We start from the raw sequence: 16,965 nt of genomic DNA on the forward strand, positions 1-16,965 counted from the left end.
TTGTCATTGCCCCGCGATGGCCGGCTGGGCGAAAATGGCCGCCTTTTTTCATCCCTTCGATCTATCGAAGCAGCCCCCGCAGGAGATTCAGCGATGCCCAGCCGTCGTGAGCGAGCCAATGCCATCCGCGCACTGAGCATGGATGCCGTGCAGAAAGCCAACAGCGGCCACCCCGGTGCCCCCATGGGCATGGCGGACATCGCCGAAGTGCTCTGGCGCGACTACCTCAAGCACAACCCGGGCAACCCGCAGTGGGCCGACCGCGACCGCTTCGTGCTGTCCAACGGCCACGGCTCGATGCTGATCTACTCGCTGCTGCACCTGACCGGCTACGACCTGGGCATCGAGGACCTGAAGAACTTCCGCCAGCTCAACTCGCGCACCCCGGGCCACCCGGAGTACGGCTACACCGCGGGCGTGGAGACCACCACCGGCCCGCTTGGCCAGGGCATCGCCAACGCCGTGGGCATGGCCCTGGCGGAGAAGGTGCTGGCCGCGCAGTTCAACCGCGAAGGCCACGGCATCGTCGACCACTACACCTACGCCTTCCTCGGCGACGGCTGCATGATGGAAGGCATTTCCCATGAAGTCGCCTCCCTGGCCGGCACCCTGCGCCTGAACAAGCTGGTCGCCTTCTACGACGACAACGGCATCTCCATCGACGGCGAGGTCCACGGCTGGTTCACCGACGACACCCCGAAGCGCTTCGAGGCCTACGGCTGGCAGGTGATCCGCAACGTCGACGGCCACGATGCCGACGAGATCAGGACCGCCATCGAGACCGCGCGCAAGAGCGACGCGCCGACGCTGATCTGCTGCAAGACCGTGATCGGCTTCGGCTCGCCGAACAAGCAGGGCAAGGAAGAGTGCCACGGCGCGCCGCTGGGCAACGACGAGATCGCCGCCACCCGCGCCGCCCTGGGCTGGAACCACGGCCCGTTCGAAATCCCCGCCGAGATCTACGCCGAGTGGAACGCCAAGGAAGCCGGCGCCGCCCGCGAGGCCGAGTGGAACCAGCGCTTCGCCGCCTACCAGGCCGCCCACCCGGAACTGGCCGCCGAGTTCCAGCGCCGCATCAAGGGCGAACTGCCGGCCGACTTCGCCGAGCAGGCCGCCGCCTACGTCGCCGAGGTCGCCGCCAAGGGCGAGACCATCGCCAGCCGCAAGGCCAGCCAGAACGCGCTGAACGCCTTCGGCCCGCTGCTGCCGGAACTGCTGGGCGGCTCCGCCGACCTGGCCGGCTCCAACCTGACGCTGTGGAAGGGCTGCAAGGGCGTGACCCCGGCCGACGCTTCCGGCAACTACGTGTTCTACGGCGTGCGCGAGTTCGGCATGAGCGCCATCATGAACGGCGTGGCCCTGCACGGCGGCTTCATCCCCTACGGCGCGACCTTCCTGATCTTCATGGAATACGCCCGCAACGCGGTGCGCATGTCCGCGCTGATGAAGCAGCGCGTGCTCTACGTGTTCACCCACGACTCCATCGGCCTGGGCGAGGACGGCCCGACCCACCAGCCCATCGAGCAGCTGGCCAGCCTGCGCCTGACGCCGAACCTGGACACCTGGCGCCCGGCCGACGCGGTCGAGTCCGCGGTGGCCTGGAAGTACGCCATCGAGCGCAACGACGGCCCCTCGGCGCTGGTCTTCAGCCGCCAGAACCTGCCGCACCAGGCGCGCGACGCCGAGCAACTGGCCAACGTCGCCCGCGGCGGCTACGTGCTCAAGGACTGCGCCGGCGAGCCGGAGCTGATCCTGATCGCCACCGGCTCGGAAGTCGGCCTGGCCGTGCAGGCCTACGACAAGCTCAGCGCCGAAGGCCGCAAGGTGCGCGTGGTCTCCATGCCCTCCACCAGCGTCTTCGAGCAGCAGGATGCTGGCTACAAGCAGGCCGTGCTGCCGGTGCAGGTCGGCGCGCGCATCGCCATCGAGGCAGCCCATGCCGACTACTGGTACAAGTACGTGGGCCTGGAAGGCCGCGTGATCGGCATGACCACCTTCGGCGAGTCGGCCCCGGCCCCGGCGCTGTTCGAGCACTTCGGCTTCACCGTCGAGAACGTGCTGGAAGTGGCCGCCGAGCTGCTCGACGCCTGATGCCGTGAACGCCGGGGCGCTACGCGCGCCCCGGCGAACCAAGGGATAACAATGTCCAAGCGCCCTTACCGTGTCGCCCTCAATGGCTACGGCCGCATCGGCCGCTGCGTGTTCCGCGCCCTCCACGAGCGCGGCGCCAAGGCCGGCTTCTCCGTGGTCGCGCTGAACGACCTGGCCGACCTGCCGAGCCTGGAATACCTGACCCGCTTCGACTCCACCCACGGCCGCTTCCCCGGCGAGGTGAGCGTGGCCGACGGCTGCCTGCACGTCGGCGGCGACTGCGTGAAGGTGCTGCGCCAGGCCGAGCCCGAGGCCATCGACTGGGCCGCGCTGGACGTCGACCTGGTGCTGGAGTGCTCCGGCGTCTACCACAGCCGCGCCGATGGCGAGCGCTTCCTCGCCGCCGGCGCGCCGCGGGTGCTGTTCTCCCAGCCCATGGCCAGCGAGGCCGACGTCGACGCCACCGTGGTCTTCGGCATCAACCAGCAGCAGCTGTCCGGCGCCGAGAGGCTGGTGTCCAACGCCTCCTGCACCACCAACTGCAGCGTGCCGCTGCTCAAGCTGCTGAACGAGGCGCTGGGCATCGAGTACGTGTCGATCACCACCATCCACTCGGCGATGAACGACCAGCCGGTGATCGACGCCTACCACCACGAGGACCTGCGCCGCACGCGCTCGGCGTTCCAGTCGGTGATTCCCGTTTCGACGGGGCTCGCGCGGGGCATCGAGCGCCTGCTTCCGGAACTTGCCGGGCGTATCCAGGCCAAAGCCATCCGGGTGCCGACGGTGAACGTCTCGGCGCTGGACATCACCCTGCAGGTTTCCCGCGACACCAGTGCCGCGGAAATCAACCGGGTGCTGCGCGAGGCCGCCAGCAGCGGGCCGCTCAAGGGCCTGCTGGACTACACCGAGCTGCCCCACGCCAGTTGCGACTTCAACCACGACCCGCACTCGGCGATCGTCGACGGCAGCCAGACCCGCGTCTCCGGGCCGCGCCTGGTGAACCTGCTGGCCTGGTTCGACAACGAGTGGGGCTTCGCCAACCGCATGCTCGACACCGCGGGGCACTTCCTGCGGGTCGCCGCCAGTGAACGTTAAACACACAGCCCATACAGGACTGACGTCATGACCGTTTTGAAGATGACCGACCTCGACCTCCAAGGTAAGCGCGTGCTGATCCGCGAGGACCTCAACGTGCCGGTGAAGGACGGCGTGGTGAAGAGCGACGCCCGCATCCTGGCCGCGCTGCCCACCCTCAAGCTGGCCCTGGAGAAGGGCGCAGCGGTGATGGTCTGCTCGCACCTGGGCCGCCCCACCGAGGGCGAGTTCTCCGAGGAGAACAGCCTCAAGCCGGTCGCTGATTACCTGAGCAAGGCCCTGGGCCGCGACGTGCCGCTGGTGCGCGACTACCTCGACGGCGTCGAGGTCAAGCCGGGCGAGCTGGTGCTGTTCGAGAACGTGCGCTTCAACAAGGGCGAGAAGAAGAGCGCCGACGAGCTGGCGCAGAAGTACGCCGCGCTGTGCGACGTCTTCGTCATGGACGCCTTCGGCACCGCCCACCGCGCCGAGGGCTCGACCCACGGCGTGGCCAGGTTCGCCAAGATCGCCGCGGCCGGCCCGCTGCTGGCCGCCGAGCTGGACGCCCTGGGCAAGGCCCTGGGCAACCCGGCGCGGCCGATGGCGGCCATCGTCGCCGGCTCCAAGGTGTCCACCAAGCTCGACGTGCTGAACAGCCTGGCGCAGATCTGCGACCAACTGATCGTCGGCGGCGGCATCGCCAACACCTTCCTCGCCGCGGCCGGCTACAAGGTCGGCAAGTCGCTGTACGAAGCCGACCTGGTCGACACCGCCAAGGCCATCGCGGCCAAGGTCAGCGTGCCGCTGCCGGTGGACGTGGTGGTGGCCAAGGAATTCGCCGAAAGCGCCGCCGCCACCGTCAAGGCCATCGCCGACGTCGCCGACGACGACATGATCCTCGACATCGGCCCGCAGACCGCCGCGCAATTCGCCCAGCTGCTGAAATCTTCGAAGACCATCCTGTGGAACGGCCCGGTGGGCGTCTTCGAGTTCGACCAGTTCGGCGAGGGCACCAAGACCCTGGCCCTGGCCATCGCCGAGAGCCCGGCGTTCTCCATCGCCGGTGGCGGCGACACCCTGGCGGCCATCGACAAGTATGGCGTGGCCGAGCGGATCTCCTACATTTCCACTGGCGGCGGCGCCTTCCTCGAGTTCGTCGAGGGCAAGGTCCTGCCGGCCGTGGAAGTGCTGGAGCAGCGCGCCAAGCAGTAAGCCTGGCGGCGTCCGCCCCCAACCGAAAAGCCGGTGAAATGCCCCTGAACCGGGGCGTTGGGGCGGCGCGGGGCTGAATGGACATACGGCATCGCCGTGAGAGGGAGAATTGCCCGATGAAGCGTTACCTCGCCGCCCTGGCCCTGGGCGCCCTGCTGGCCGGTTGCTCCAGCCACCCGGCGGGAAGCGGCGCCGGCACCGCCAAAGGCGGCTGGAGCCACTGGACCTGCGACAGCGGCGCCGTGGTGATCTGGCGCTACGTCGAGGGCACCCGCTCGTCGGTGGTGGACCTGCGCCTGGGCGAGGACGACGTCGTCCATCACCTGGAGGAGGAACCCGGCGGGTCCGGTGCTTTCTATAGTGACGGACTGGTCGGTTTCAGCATCACCGGCGACCAGGGGCTGATCTACTGGGTGGAAAGCAACGACCTGATCGGCCGCGGCTGCCACGCCCGCTAGCTCCTGTATGGCGCCGTGCGGCGCAACAGACTTGAATGCGGCCTGCCCCTGCGGCAGGCTGTCGAACCATAGAACGAGCCCAACTTCCTGGGAGAAGTGAAAACATGGCACTCATCAGCATGCGCCAAATGCTGGACCACGCCGCCGAGTTCGGCTACGGCGTCCCGGCTTTCAACGTCAACAACCTCGAGCAGATGCGCGCCATCATGGAAGCGGCCGACAAGACCGATTCCCCGGTGATCGTGCAGGCCTCGGCCGGCGCCCGCAAATACGCCGGCGCGCCCTTCCTGCGCCACCTGATCCTGGCGGCCATCGAGGAATTCCCGCACATCCCGGTGTGCATGCACCAGGACCACGGCACCAGCCCGGACGTCTGCCAGCGTTCGATCCAGCTGGGCTTTTCCTCGGTGATGATGGACGGCTCGCTGAAGGAAGACGGCAAGACCCCGGCCGACTACGACTACAACGTCCGCGTGACCCAGCAGACTGTGGCCTTCGCCCATGCCTGCGGCGTGTCCGTGGAAGGTGAGCTGGGCTGCCTGGGCTCCCTGGAAACCGGCATGGCCGGCGAGGAAGACGGCGTCGGCGCCGAAGGCGTGCTGGACCACAGCCAACTGCTGACCGACCCGGAAGAAGCCGCCGACTTCGTCAAGAAAACCAAGGTCGATGCCCTGGCCATCGCCATCGGCACCAGCCACGGCGCCTACAAGTTCACCAAGCCGCCGACCGGCGACATCCTCGCCATCGACCGCATCAAGGCGATCCACGCGCGCATCCCCGGCACCCACCTGGTGATGCACGGCTCCTCCTCGGTGCCGCAGGACTGGCTGGCGATCATCAACGAGTTCGGCGGCGAAATCCCGGAAACCTACGGCGTTCCGGTCGAGGAAATCGTCGAAGGCATCAAGTACGGCGTCCGCAAGGTGAACATCGACACCGACCTGCGCCTGGCTTCCACCGGCGCCATCCGTCGCTTCCTGGCGAAGAACCCGAGCGAATTCGACCCGCGCAAGTACTTCGCCAAGACCATCGAAGCCATGCGCGATGTCTGCATCGCCCGCTACGAAGCCTTCGGCACCGCCGGCCACGCCTCCAAGATCAAGCCGATCTCCCTGGAAGGCATGTTCCAGCGCTACGCCAAGGGCGAGCTGGAGCCGAAGATCAACTGATCCGGCCCCGCCCCCGAAGAGCCCCGCCCCGGCGGGGCTCTTTCGTATCCACGCCTCCGGAGGCCGCCATGCGTTGGCTCGTTCCCCTGCTGATGCTCCTGCTCGCCGGTTGCGCTGCGCAGCCGCCCGGCCCGCCTGCGCCCGCCGAAGCCCCCGCGCCGCGCGCGCCCACGCTCGATTTGCCGGTGGATGCGCAGAACTGCCTGAGCCATACCGAGTGCACGCTGAAGACCTCGCGCTCGCTGCTGTTCGTCTTCGACTACGCCGCGGCCGGCGCGCCGCTGGTGGTCAGCGAAGGGCGCCTGCTGAGCACCCCGGAGAAGGCGCAGAGCCGGGGCTGGCCGGCGCTGCGCATCCAGCTGGCCGAGCCCGACGGCGGGCGTTTCGAGTTCCACAGCCAGTGCCGGCAGAAGCGCTGCCGGATCAGCGAGGCCAGGCTGCTCGCCTGCTACCGCGACTACCTCGAAGGCAAGGCCTGCCGGCTGCGCTGAGTGTGCTATACCGGAGGGCGATCCCCTACAGGAGAGCCGTTCCATGGACAGCGTTCACGCCAGCGCCCAGCAGGGCTTCGGCCAGGAGGCCGAGACCTACGCCCACGGGCGCCCCGAATACCCCGACGAACTGCTCGGCTGGCTCGACGGCAGCCTCGGCATCCATGCCGGCAGCAAGGTGGCCGATCTGGGGGCCGGCACCGGCAAGTTCACCCGCCTGCTGCTGCGCACCGGCGCCGAAGTGACCGCCATCGAGCCGATGGCGGCCATGCGCGAGCGCTTGCACCAGGAACTGCCCGACGTGCGCGTGCTGGAAGGCACCGCCCAGGGCATGCCGCTGGCCGACGCCAGCCTGGACGCGGTGCTCTGCGCCCAGGCCTTCCACTGGTTCGCCAAGCCCGAGGCGCTGCGCGAGATCCACCGCGTGCTGCGCCCGCGCGGCCACCTGGGCCTGGTGTGGAACGTGCGCGACGAGCGGGTGGACTGGGTCGCCGAGCTGGCCCACATAGTCGCGCCCTACGAGGGCAGCACCCCGCGCTTCCACACCGGCGAATGGCGCCGCGCCTTCGCCGGCGCGCCCTTCGGCCCGCTGCAGCTGCGCGAGTTCAGCTACCGCCACGTCGGCCCGCCGGAGCAGGTGATAGTGGCGCGCACACTGTCCATCAGCTTCATCGCCGCGCTGCCGGCGGAGCAGAAGGCGCGGGTCGGGCAGCGCCTGCGCGAGCTGATCGCCAGCCACCCGGCGCTCAAGGACCAGGCCGAGGTGGCCTTCCCCTACCGCACCGAAGCCTATTCGGCGGTGGTGCTGGACTGAGCCTGCGAAGGGGCGCGCGGATCGGCTAGACTGCGCGCCCGTCACCACGACCCGACCTCCATGCAACCGCTCCGCTACCTCCAGGCCTACCCGCAACAGCTGCAGGACCAGGTCCGCCAGCTGATCGCCGAGGACCGCCTGGGCGAGTACCTGCAGCGCCGCTATCCCGCTCGCCACGAGGTGCAGAGCGACAAGGCGCTGTACGCCTACGCCATGCAGCTCAAGCAGGAGCACATGCGCAATGCGCCGGCGGTGGACAAGGTGCTCTACGACAGCAAGCTGGACGTGGTGCAGCGCGCCCTGGGGCTGAACACCGCGATCTCGCGGGTGCAGGGCGGCAAGCTGAAGGCGAAGAAGGAGATCCGCGTGGCCTCGCTGTTCAAGGACGCGGCGCCGGAGTTCCTGAAGATGATCCTGGTGCACGAGCTGGCGCACCTGCGCGAGCGCGACCACAACAAGGCCTTCTACCAGCTCTGCGAATACATGCTGCCGGGCTACCACCAGCTGGAATTCGACCTGCGCGTCTACCTGACCTGGCGCGAACTGGGCTGAGGCCCCGACGCCTGGCGCGCCGGGATGCCGCGGGAAGCTCCCGGCGATCGGATGGGGGTCGACCGCACAGGAGCCTTCCCCCGCCGCACCCGGAGAGTAATCAAAACGCTTGGCACATTGCCATCAGTCTTTTCGGAATTTTTTCCCATTCGGGGCAAAAACCGTTTCCGGGGCGCCCGGAGTGGCCAGCGAATCCAATCGCGGACGGAGTCCGCTCCTACACCGGTGCTTCCTGGAACTGGGCGGACCTTGTCCGCGATAGCCGAGGGTTCCGGCGCGTTTCGCGGATAAGATCCTACGCCGCCCCACCCGCGCCATTCCGATGTAGGAGCGCGCCCTGCGCGCGAATCGCGGGCAGGGCCCGCTCCTACAGGCTAGCGGGAGGCATGATATTCCTCCTGTAGGAGCGGACCTTGTCCGCGATAGCCGGATGTATCGGCGCGTTTCGCGGATGAGATCCGCTCCTACGCCGCCCCACTCGCGCCATTCCGATGTAGGAGCGCGCCCTGCGCGCGAATCGCGGGCAGGGCCCGCTCCTACAGGCTGCCGGGAGGCATGATATTCCTCCTGTAGGAGCGGACCTTGTCCGCGATAGCCGGATGTATCGGCGCGGTTCGCGGATGAGATCCGCTCCTACGCCGCCCCACCCGCGCCATTCCGATGTAGGAGCGCGCCCTGCGCGCGAATCGCGGGCAGGGCCCGCTCCTACAGGCTGCCGGGAGGCATGATATTCCTCCTGTAGGAGCGGACCTTGTCCGCGATAGCCGGATGTATCGGCGCGGTTCGCGGATGAGATCCGCTCCTACGCCGCCCCATCCGCGCCATTCCGATGTAGGAGCGCGCCCTGCGCGCGAATGGCGGGCAAGGCCCGCTTCCAACGTCAGCCCACAAAAAACGCCGTTCCCCTCTTCAGGAGAACGGCGTTCCCGCAAAGCCAGCGTGCGCGATCAGAACAGGTCCATCGGCGCGCCTTCGTCGGCCGGCAGCGGCGTGCCCGGCGCGCCGCCGCCCAGTTCGCTCATGGGCGGCGGGGTGTCTTCGCTCTTGAACAGCTCGAAGTAGGCGCCCGGCGTGCCCGGCGGCGCGGCGCGGCCGCTGAGCGGGTCGATGCGCAGGCTGACCAGGCCGGAGGGCTCGGGCAGCGTATGCGAGGGCTTGTCCTTGAGCGCCGCGCCCATGTAGCGCATCCAGATCGGCAGCGCCACGTTGCCGCCGAACTCGCGGCGGCCGAGGCTTTCCGGCTGGTCGAAGCCGACCCACACGGTGGTCATGTAGTCGGCGTTGAAGCCGGAGAACCAGGCGTCCTTGGAGTCGTTGGTGGTGCCGGTCTTGCCGGCCAGGTCGTCGCGCTTGAGCGCCAGGGCGCGGCGGCCGGTGCCGCGCTTGATCACGTCCTGCAGCATGCTGGTCATGATGTAGGCGGTGCGGGCGTCGATGATGCGCTCGGCCGGGGCCGGCTCGAGGGTGGTTTGCGCATGGGCCGGGTCATCGTCCTGCGCCGGCGCGGCGACGGGCTGCGCGGCCTCCTTGTCGGCGACCTGCGGGGTGTCTTCCACCGGCACGCTGGGCGGGTTGGCCTGGTACAGCACCTGGCCGTCGCGGCTTTCGATGCGCTCCACCACGTAGGGGCTGATCTTGTAGCCGCCGTTGGCGAAGGTGCTCCAGGCGCCGGCGATCTCCAGGGGCGTCAGGGTCGCGGTGCCCAGCGCCATGGACAGGTTCGGCGGCAGTTCCTGGGCGTCGAAGCCGAAGCGGCTGATGTACTGGCGCGCGCGTTCCACGCCCAGGGCCTGCAGGGTGCGGATCGAGACCATGTTGCGCGACTTGTACAGCGCCTCGCGCAGGGGGATGGGGCCGAGGAAGGTATTGGTGTCGTTCTTCGGCCGCCAGACCTTGTCCAGGTACTCGTCGACGAACACGATGGGCGCGTCGTTGACCAGGCTGGCGGCGGTGAAGCCGTTGTCCAGCGCGCAGCTGTAGATGAACGGCTTGAAGCTGGAGCCGGGCTGGCGCTTGGCCTGGACGGCGCGGTTGTAGCTGCTCTGCTCGAAGGAGAAGCCGCCGACCAGGGCCATGATGGCGCCGTTGTCCGGGTTCAGCGAGACCAGCGCGCTCTGCGCCGCCGGCACCTGGCTCAGGCGCAGGGCGCCGTCGTCCTTGCGCTGAACGCGGATCACGTCGCCGGGCTGCAGCACGTCGGCGGGCTGGCGTGGCACCGGGCCCATGCTGTTGCTGCTGAGGAAGGGGCGGGCCCACTTCATGTTGTCCCAGCTGATGGTGTCGTCCTTGCCGTCGCGGGTGACGACCATCACGCCGCTCTTCTCCACACCGGTGACGATGGCCGGCTCCAGGCCGCCGATCGGGCGCAACTGGGCCGCCGCCAGGCGCCAGGCGTCCAGCGACTTGCCCGGCAGTCGCGCCTCGGGGCCGCGGTAGCCGTGGCGCTGGTCGTATTCCTGCAGGCCTTCGCGCAGGGCGTCGTTGGCGTACTGCTGCAGGTCGCTGTGCACCGTGGTGTAGACCCGGTAGCCCTCGGTATAGGCGTTGCTGCCATAGCGGCCGACCATCTCGGCGCGGGCCATCTCGGCGATGTAGGGGGCGGCCAGTTCCGGGGTGGCCACGTGGTAGGAGGCGCCCACCGGCTCGGCGACGGCCTCCTGGTAGCGGGCCTGGTCGATGAAGCCGAGCTTGTTCATCCGCTCGAGGATCCAGTTGCGCCGCTCGAGGCTGCGGCTGGCGTTGGCCAGCGGGTTGTAGCGCGAAGGCGCCTTGGGCAGGCCGGCGATCATCGCCATCTGCGCCAGGCTCAGTTCCTTGATCGACTTGCCGTAGTACACCTGGGCGGCGGCCTCGATGCCGTAGGCGCGGTTGCCGAGGTAGATCTTGTTGACGTACAGCTCGAGGATCTCGTCCTTGGTCAGCTCGCGCTCGATCTGCAGGGCCAGGAGGATTTCGGTGATCTTGCGCGAGAAGCTGCGCTCGTTGGTGAGGAAGTAGTTCTTCGCCACCTGCATGGTGATGGTGCTACCGCCGGTCTGGATATGGCCGGTCGACAATAATTGCGCGGCAGCGCGCATCAGGCTCTTCACGTCCACGCCATAATGGTTGGCGAAATTGTCGTCCTCTGCCGACAGAAGGGCGTGAATGAAATCCGGGGGGATGTCAGCGAAACGGATAGGCGTGCGGCGCATCTCGCCGAACTCTGCTATCAATTTGTTATCACTGCTGTAAACCCGCAGCGGAATCTGCAGCTGCACGTTGCGCAGGGCGTCGACCGAAGGCAGGCTGGGGCTCAGGTACAGGTAGGCGCCACTTAAACCGAGCAGCACTCCACAAAAAAGGGTGACGCAAGTCCACCACAGAAACTTCAGCAGGCGCATTGGCAGGTCTTGGGTTTCCAGGGAAAAGAGAGAGTTAAGCGAAAGGCGCGGCGAAAAGGGAAAAGCTGATCACATTATAAGCAGTTTTTTTGCCGGCGAGCTATTTGCGCGGGTGTCAAGTCTGGTATCTAATGTCAAAAAACATAAATCGTCCGTAAGTCTCGGATGCTGATAGGAAATCAGTCGTGCTAGGGCTCTTCACTAAGAAAGCGAACACACTGCTGGGGATCGACATCAGTTCGACTTCGGTCAAACTCCTCGAGTTGAGCCGTTCGGGCGGGCGCTACAAGGTAGAGGCCTACGCCGTCGAGCCGCTTCCGCCGAACTCGGTGGTCGAGAAGAACATCGCCGAACTGGAGGGGGTCGGCCAGGCGCTGTCGCGGGTGGTCGCCAAGGCGCGCACCGGCGTGAAGACGGCTGCCGTGGCGGTCGCCGGCTCGGCGGTCATCACCAAGACCATCGAGATGGACGGCGGCCTTTCCGAAGACGAGCTGGAGAACCAGCTCAAGATCGAGGCCGACCAGTACATTCCCTACCCCCTGGAGGAGGTCGCCATCGACTTCGAGGTCCAGGGCGTCTCCGCGCGCAATGCCGAACGCGTCGACGTGCTGCTGGCGGCCTGCCGCAAGGAGAACGTCGAGGTGCGCGAGGCCGCGCTGGCCCTGGCCGGGCTCACCGCCAAGGTGGTGGACGTCGAGGCCTACGCGCTGGAGCGCGCCTTCGGCCTGCTCGGTGACCAGCTGGGCGGCAACGCCGACGAGCTGACCGTCGCGGTGGTCGACATCGGCGCCACCATGACCACCCTCAGCGTCCTGCACCACGGCCGCACCATCTATACCCGCGAGCAACTGTTCGGCGGGCGCCAGCTCACCGAGGAGATCCAGCGCCGCTACGGCCTGTCGGTGGAGGAAGCCGGCCTTGCCAAGAAGCAGGGCGGTCTTCCGGATGACTACGACAGCGAAGTGCTGCAACCGTTCAAGGATGCGGTGGTGCAGCAGGTCTCGCGTTCCCTGCAGTTCTTCTTCGCCGCGGGCCAGTTCAACGACGTCGACTACATCCTGCTCGCCGGCGGCACGGCCTCGATTCCCGACCTGGACCGGCTCATCCAGCAGAAGATCGGCACCCCGACGCTGGTGGCCAACCCCTTCGCCGACATGGTGCTGAGCAACAAGGTGAATGCCGGGGCGCTGGCCAGTGACGCGCCGGCGCTGATGATTGCCTGCGGCCTGGCGATGAGGAGTTTCGACTGATGGCGCGCATCAACCTACTGCCATGGCGGGAGCAGCTGCGCGAGGAGCGCAAGCAGCGCTTCCTGGTCGCCCTGGGCGGCGTGCTGCTGCTGTCCGGCGGCCTGGTCTTCCTCGGTGACCAGTACTTCAGCTCGGCGATCGAGAACCAGAGCGCGCGCAACGACTTCCTGCGCAAGGAAATCGCCGTGCTGGACGCCCGCATCAAGGAGATCAGCGAGCTGAAGACGCGCCGCCAGCAACTGCTGGAACGGATGAAGATCATCCAGGACCTGCAGGGCAACCGGCCGATCATCGGGCGCGTCTTCGACCAGCTGGTGCGGACCCTGCCCGACGGCGTGTACTACACCGGCCTGAAGATGAACGGCCACACCATCGCCATCGCCGGCGCCGCCGAGTCCAACAACCGCGTGTCCAACCTGATGCGCAACCTGGACGCCTCCGACTGGCTGACCGCGCCCAACCTCACCGAGGTCAAGGCGATCACCCAGGGCGCCGTCGACCAGGCCAACACCTTCCAGCTCACCGTGCAGCAGACGCAGCCCGGCGAGAAGGCCAAGGAGCAGGAGAAGAAGACAGTCGCGCAAGGAGCCAAGAAATGAGCCTGGCCGATTCCCTGCAAAGCCTGCGCAAGATCGACATCAACGAGCTGGACTTCAACAACGTCGGTTCCTGGCCCGCCGCGGTCAAGGTGATCGCCGGCGCGCTGCTGATGGTGCTGGTGCTGGTGCTCGGCTACCAGTTCCACCTCAAGGACCTGCAAGGCGAGCTGGACCAGCGCCGCGCCGAGGAAGAGACGCTCAAGCAGCAGTTCGGCACCAAGGCCTTCCAGGCGGCCAACCTGGAAGCCTACAAGAACCAGATGAAGGAGATGGAAGAGTCCTTCGGCGCCCTGCTGCGCCAGCTGCCCAGCGACACCGAGGTGCCCGGGCTGCTCGAGGACATCACCCGTACCGGCCTGGGCAGCGGCCTGGAGTTCGAGGAGATCAAGCTGCTGCCGGAAGTCGCCCAGCAGTTCTACATCGAGCTGCCGATACAGATCAGCGTGGTCGGCGGCTACCACGACCTGGCGACCTTCGTCAGCGGCGTGGCCAGCCTGCCGCGGATCGTCACCCTGCACGACTTCGAGATCAAACCCGTGAGTGCGGACAGTACCACCAAGCTGCGCATGACCATCGTGGCCAAGACCTACCGCTACAACGACAAGGGCGTGCAGGCCAAGCCGGCGGCCAACAAGGCGGGGGCGAAGAAATGAACAAGCGCCTGATGCTCTGTGGTCTGTTGCTGCTCAGCCTGAACGGCTGCGGCGCGGGCGGCGATTTCGCCGACCTGCAGGCGTACATGGATGAGGTCCGTGCGCGGCCCAAGGGCGCCATCGAGCCCCTGCCCAAGTTCCAGCCCTACGAGGCCTTCACCTACAACGCCTCGTCCCTGCGCAGCCCGTTCCAGCCGCCGGTGAAGATCGACCTGGCGATCAAGCAGAAGGGCTCCAAGGTGGTCAAGCCCGACGAAACGCGGGTCAAGCAGTTCCTCGAGGGTTTCAACATCGAGACCTTCGAGATGGTGGGGACGCTGTCCAACCAGGAGGGTACGTTCGCCCTGGTCCGCGGTGCAGGAGGGGTGCACCGGGTCAAGGTCGGCGATTACCTGGGGCGCAACGATGGAAAGATCGTTTCCATCAGCGAAGGCAAGATCGATGTAGTCGAGATCGTTCCTGACGGTGAGGGTGGCTGGCTAGAACGTCCGCGCAGCCTGACTCTCAAGGAGCGCTCCTAAGGGCGGGGATGACCATGGATAACAAACTGCTGTCTGCACGACGGATACAGACGACGATGAACAGAACTATGACCCGCCTGGGCCTCGCCCTGTTGGCCGGCCTTTTCGCGCCGAGCCTGCTCGCCGCCAACCTGCAGAGCGTCGACGTGGCGTCGCTGCCGGGGGATCGCGTGGAGCTCAGGCTGGGCTTCGACGAGCCGGTGGCCGCGCCGCGTGGCTACACCATCGAGCAGCCGGCGCGCATCGCGCTGGACCTGCCGGGCGTGCAGAACAGGCTGGGCAGCAAGAACCGCGAGCTGGGCGTGGGCAACGCGCGCAGCCTGACCGTGGTCGAGGCCAAGGACCGCACCCGCCTGATCATCAACCTGACCAGCCTGGTGCCGTACTCCACCCGTACCCAGGGCAACAACCTGATCATCCTGGTCGGCCAGGGCGGCGGCGCGCCGGCCGCGGCGGCCAGCTCCGCGCCAGCCGCGGCCCCGGCCTATGCCGCGGCGCCCCGCCCGGTGCAGCCCAAGCCCTACGTGCCGGTGGGCAAGGCGATCCGCAACATCGACTTCCAGCGCGGCGAGCAGGGCGAGGGCAACGTGGTCATCGACCTGTCCGACCCGAGCGTCAGCCCCGACATCCAGGAGCAGGGCGGCAAGATCCGCCTGGACTTCCCGCGCACCCAGCTGCCCGACAGCCTGCGCGTGCGCCTGGACGTGAAGGACTTCGCCACCCCGGTGCAGTTCGTCAACGCCTCGGCGGCCGGCGACAAGGCCAGCATCGTCATCGAGCCCAGCGGCCTGTACGACTACCTGGTGTTCCAGACCGACAACCGCATGACCGTCAGCATCAAGCCGATGACCGCCGGCGATGCCGAGAAGCGCAAGAAGGACAGCTTCGCCTACACCGGCGAGAAACTGTCGCTGAACTTCCAGGACATCGACGTGCGCTCGGTGCTGCAGCTGATCGCCGACTTCACCGACCTCAACCTGGTGGCCTCGGACACCGTGCAGGGCAACATCACCCTGCGCCTGCAGAACGTGCCCTGGGACCAGGCGCTGGACCTGGTGCTCAAGACCAAGGGCCTGGACAAGCGCAAGGTCGGCAACGTGCTGCTGGTGGCGCCGGCCGACGAGATCGCCGCGCGCGAGCGCCAGGAGCTGGAGGCGCAGAAGCAGATCGCCGAACTTGCGCCCCTGCGCCGCGAGCTGATCCAGGTGAACTACGCCAAGGCCTCCGACATCGCCAAGCTGTTCCAGTCCGTCACCGGCACCAGCTCCGGTCCGGGCGCCCAGCCTGCCGCCGGTAGCGACAACCGTGGCTCCATCACCGTCGACGACCGCACCAACGCGATCATCGCCTACCAGACCCAGGACCGCCTGGACGAGCTGCGCCGCATCGTCTCGCAGCTGGACATCCCGGTGCGCCAGGTGATGATCGAGGCGCGCATCGTCGAGGCCAGCGTCGACTACACCAAGGAGCTGGGGGTGCAGTGGGGCGGTTCGCTGAACAACCGCGGCAACTTCAACATCAGCGGCGGCGCCAACAGCACGAGCAATGCCTTCGTCGACCTGGGCGTGACCACCGCGACGCCGACCTCCGGCATCGGCATCGGCTTCGTCACCGACAACACCACCCTGGACCTGCAGCTCAACGCCATGGAGAAGACCGGCAACGGCGAAGTGGTGTCGCAGCCCAAGGTGGTCACCTCGGACAAGGAAACCGCGAAGATCCTCAAGGGCTCGGAGATTCCCTACCAGGAAGCCAGCTCCAGCGGCGCCACCTCGGTGTCGTTCAAGGAGGCCGCGCTGTCCCTGGAGGTCACCCCGCAGATCACCCCGGACAACCGCATCATCATGCAGGTCAAGGTGAACAAGGACGAGCCCGACTACCAGAACGCGGTGCTCGGTGTACCGCCGATCAAGAAGAACGAGGTCAACGCCAAGGTGCTGGTCAACGACGGTGAAACCATCGTCATCGGCGGGGTGTTCTCCAACACCCAGACCAAGACCACCTCCAAGGTACCCTTCCTCGGCGACGTACCGGTCGTCGGCCGCCTGTTCAAGAACGACTACGTGCAGGACACCAAGAACGAGCTTCTGGTTTTCCTCACTCCCCGGATCATGAATAATCAGGCCATTGCCATCGATCGTTGATCAATGCCGTGCCCAATTTGATTCTGGTAGGCCCGATGGGTGCTGGAAAGAGCACCATCGGGCGTCTTCTTGCCAAAGAGCTGCACCTCGACTTCAAGGACTCCGACAAGGAGATCGAACAGCGCTGCGGAGCCAACATCCCCTGGATCTTCGACGTCGAGGGGGAGGCCGGCTTCCGTGAGCGGGAAACCGCCATGCTCGCCGAGCTCTGCGACGGCGATGGCGTGGTGATCGCCACCGGCGGCGGCGCCGTGCTGCGCGAGGCCAACCGCGCCGCGCTCAAGGCCGGCGGCAAGGTGGTCTACCTGCACGCCTCGGTCGACCAGCAGATCGCCCGCACCGCCCGCGACAAGAACCGGCCGCTGCTGCAGAAGCCCAACCCGGGGCAGATCCTGCGCGACCTCATGGCCCTGCGCGATCCGCTGTACCGGGAGGTCGCCGACGTGGTGGTGGAAACCGACGAGCGGCCACCGCGCCTGGTGGTGCTGGAGATACTCGATCGCCTGCGCAGGCTGGAGCGCCATTAAAGGGCGCCCGGTTCTGCGTTATCCTAG

General features: G+C 67.2%; 15 protein-coding genes. 14 read left to right on the forward strand and 1 reads right to left on the reverse strand.

Features of this window, described 5'->3' with window-relative positions:
- The first annotated feature begins 93 nt into the window (after nt 1-93).
- The 8 genes from tkt to CHC02_RS02295 all read left to right on the forward strand — a co-directional run bounded on the left by tkt (nt 94) and on the right by CHC02_RS02295 (nt 7,864).
- Nucleotides 94-2,091, forward strand: a complete 1,998-nt coding sequence (tkt, locus tag CHC02_RS02260; protein ID WP_089389898.1) for a transketolase — start codon at nt 94-96, stop codon at nt 2,089-2,091.
- 51 nt (nt 2,092-2,142) lie between these two features.
- A complete protein-coding gene (gene epd, locus CHC02_RS02265; protein ID WP_089389899.1) occupies nt 2,143-3,189 on the forward strand; it encodes an erythrose-4-phosphate dehydrogenase in 1,047 nt (348 codons plus the stop codon).
- A 27-nt stretch (nt 3,190-3,216) separates the two neighbouring features.
- Complete coding sequence (locus CHC02_RS02270) at nt 3,217-4,380, forward strand: phosphoglycerate kinase (protein WP_089389900.1); 1,164 nt, start codon at nt 3,217-3,219, stop codon at nt 4,378-4,380.
- A gap of 116 nt (nt 4,381-4,496) precedes the next feature.
- Nucleotides 4,497-4,838, forward strand: a complete 342-nt coding sequence (locus CHC02_RS02275; protein WP_089389901.1) for an MliC family protein — start codon at nt 4,497-4,499, stop codon at nt 4,836-4,838.
- 104 nt (nt 4,839-4,942) lie between these two features.
- Nucleotides 4,943-6,007: a class II fructose-bisphosphate aldolase gene (gene fba, locus CHC02_RS02280; RefSeq protein WP_089389902.1), complete on the forward strand. Its 1,065-nt coding sequence runs from the start codon at nt 4,943-4,945 to the stop codon at nt 6,005-6,007.
- A 68-nt stretch (nt 6,008-6,075) separates the two neighbouring features.
- The gene (locus CHC02_RS02285; RefSeq protein WP_089389903.1) at nt 6,076-6,498 is read left to right on the forward strand and encodes a hypothetical protein; all 423 of its coding nucleotides are present in this window, start codon (nt 6,076-6,078) and stop codon (nt 6,496-6,498) included.
- Nucleotides 6,499-6,541: 43 nt separating this feature from the next.
- Nucleotides 6,542-7,312, forward strand: a complete 771-nt coding sequence (locus tag CHC02_RS02290) for a class I SAM-dependent methyltransferase (protein ID WP_089389904.1) — start codon at nt 6,542-6,544, stop codon at nt 7,310-7,312.
- Between the two features lie 60 nt (nt 7,313-7,372).
- Nucleotides 7,373-7,864 (forward strand): M48 metallopeptidase family protein, encoded by a 492-nt coding sequence (locus CHC02_RS02295; RefSeq protein WP_089389905.1) that lies wholly within the window; start codon nt 7,373-7,375, stop codon nt 7,862-7,864.
- 947 nt (nt 7,865-8,811) lie between these two features.
- Here the strand turns inward: CHC02_RS02295 and CHC02_RS02300 are convergent.
- Nucleotides 8,812-11,244 (reverse strand): penicillin-binding protein 1A, encoded by a 2,433-nt coding sequence (locus CHC02_RS02300; protein ID WP_089389906.1) that lies wholly within the window; start codon nt 11,242-11,244, stop codon nt 8,812-8,814.
- Nucleotides 11,245-11,429: 185 nt separating this feature from the next.
- Here CHC02_RS02300 and CHC02_RS02305 point away from each other — a divergent pair, with 185 nt between their 5' ends.
- The 6 genes from CHC02_RS02305 to aroK are packed head-to-tail and all read left to right on the forward strand — an operon-like array spanning nt 11,430 to nt 16,938.
- Nucleotides 11,430-12,494, forward strand: coding sequence for a pilus assembly protein PilM (locus CHC02_RS02305; protein WP_009613650.1), 1,065 nt, complete (start codon nt 11,430-11,432; stop codon nt 12,492-12,494).
- Nucleotides 12,494-13,093: a type 4a pilus biogenesis protein PilN gene (gene pilN / locus CHC02_RS02310; RefSeq protein WP_089389907.1), complete on the forward strand. Its 600-nt coding sequence runs from the start codon at nt 12,494-12,496 to the stop codon at nt 13,091-13,093. The genes CHC02_RS02305 and pilN overlap by 1 nt, the downstream gene beginning before the upstream one ends.
- The gene (gene pilO, locus CHC02_RS02315) at nt 13,090-13,746 is read left to right on the forward strand and encodes a type 4a pilus biogenesis protein PilO (protein WP_089389908.1); all 657 of its coding nucleotides are present in this window, start codon (nt 13,090-13,092) and stop codon (nt 13,744-13,746) included. Before pilN ends, pilO begins: the two co-directional genes overlap by 4 nt.
- Nucleotides 13,743-14,267 (forward strand): type 4a pilus biogenesis lipoprotein PilP, encoded by a 525-nt coding sequence (pilP, locus tag CHC02_RS02320; RefSeq protein ID WP_089389909.1) that lies wholly within the window; start codon nt 13,743-13,745, stop codon nt 14,265-14,267. Before pilO ends, pilP begins: the two co-directional genes overlap by 4 nt.
- Before the next feature lie 56 nt (nt 14,268-14,323).
- The gene (locus tag CHC02_RS02325; protein WP_089389910.1) at nt 14,324-16,411 is read left to right on the forward strand and encodes a type IV pilus secretin PilQ; all 2,088 of its coding nucleotides are present in this window, start codon (nt 14,324-14,326) and stop codon (nt 16,409-16,411) included.
- 8 nt (nt 16,412-16,419) lie between these two features.
- On the forward strand, nt 16,420-16,938 hold the full coding sequence (aroK, locus tag CHC02_RS02330; RefSeq protein WP_089390050.1) for a shikimate kinase AroK: 519 nt from the start codon (nt 16,420-16,422) through the stop codon (nt 16,936-16,938).
- Nucleotides 16,939-16,965: the final 27 nt, after the last annotated feature.

This window comes from Pseudomonas delhiensis (genome assembly GCF_900187975.1).
Classification (GTDB): domain Bacteria; phylum Pseudomonadota; class Gammaproteobacteria; order Pseudomonadales; family Pseudomonadaceae; genus Pseudomonas; species Pseudomonas delhiensis.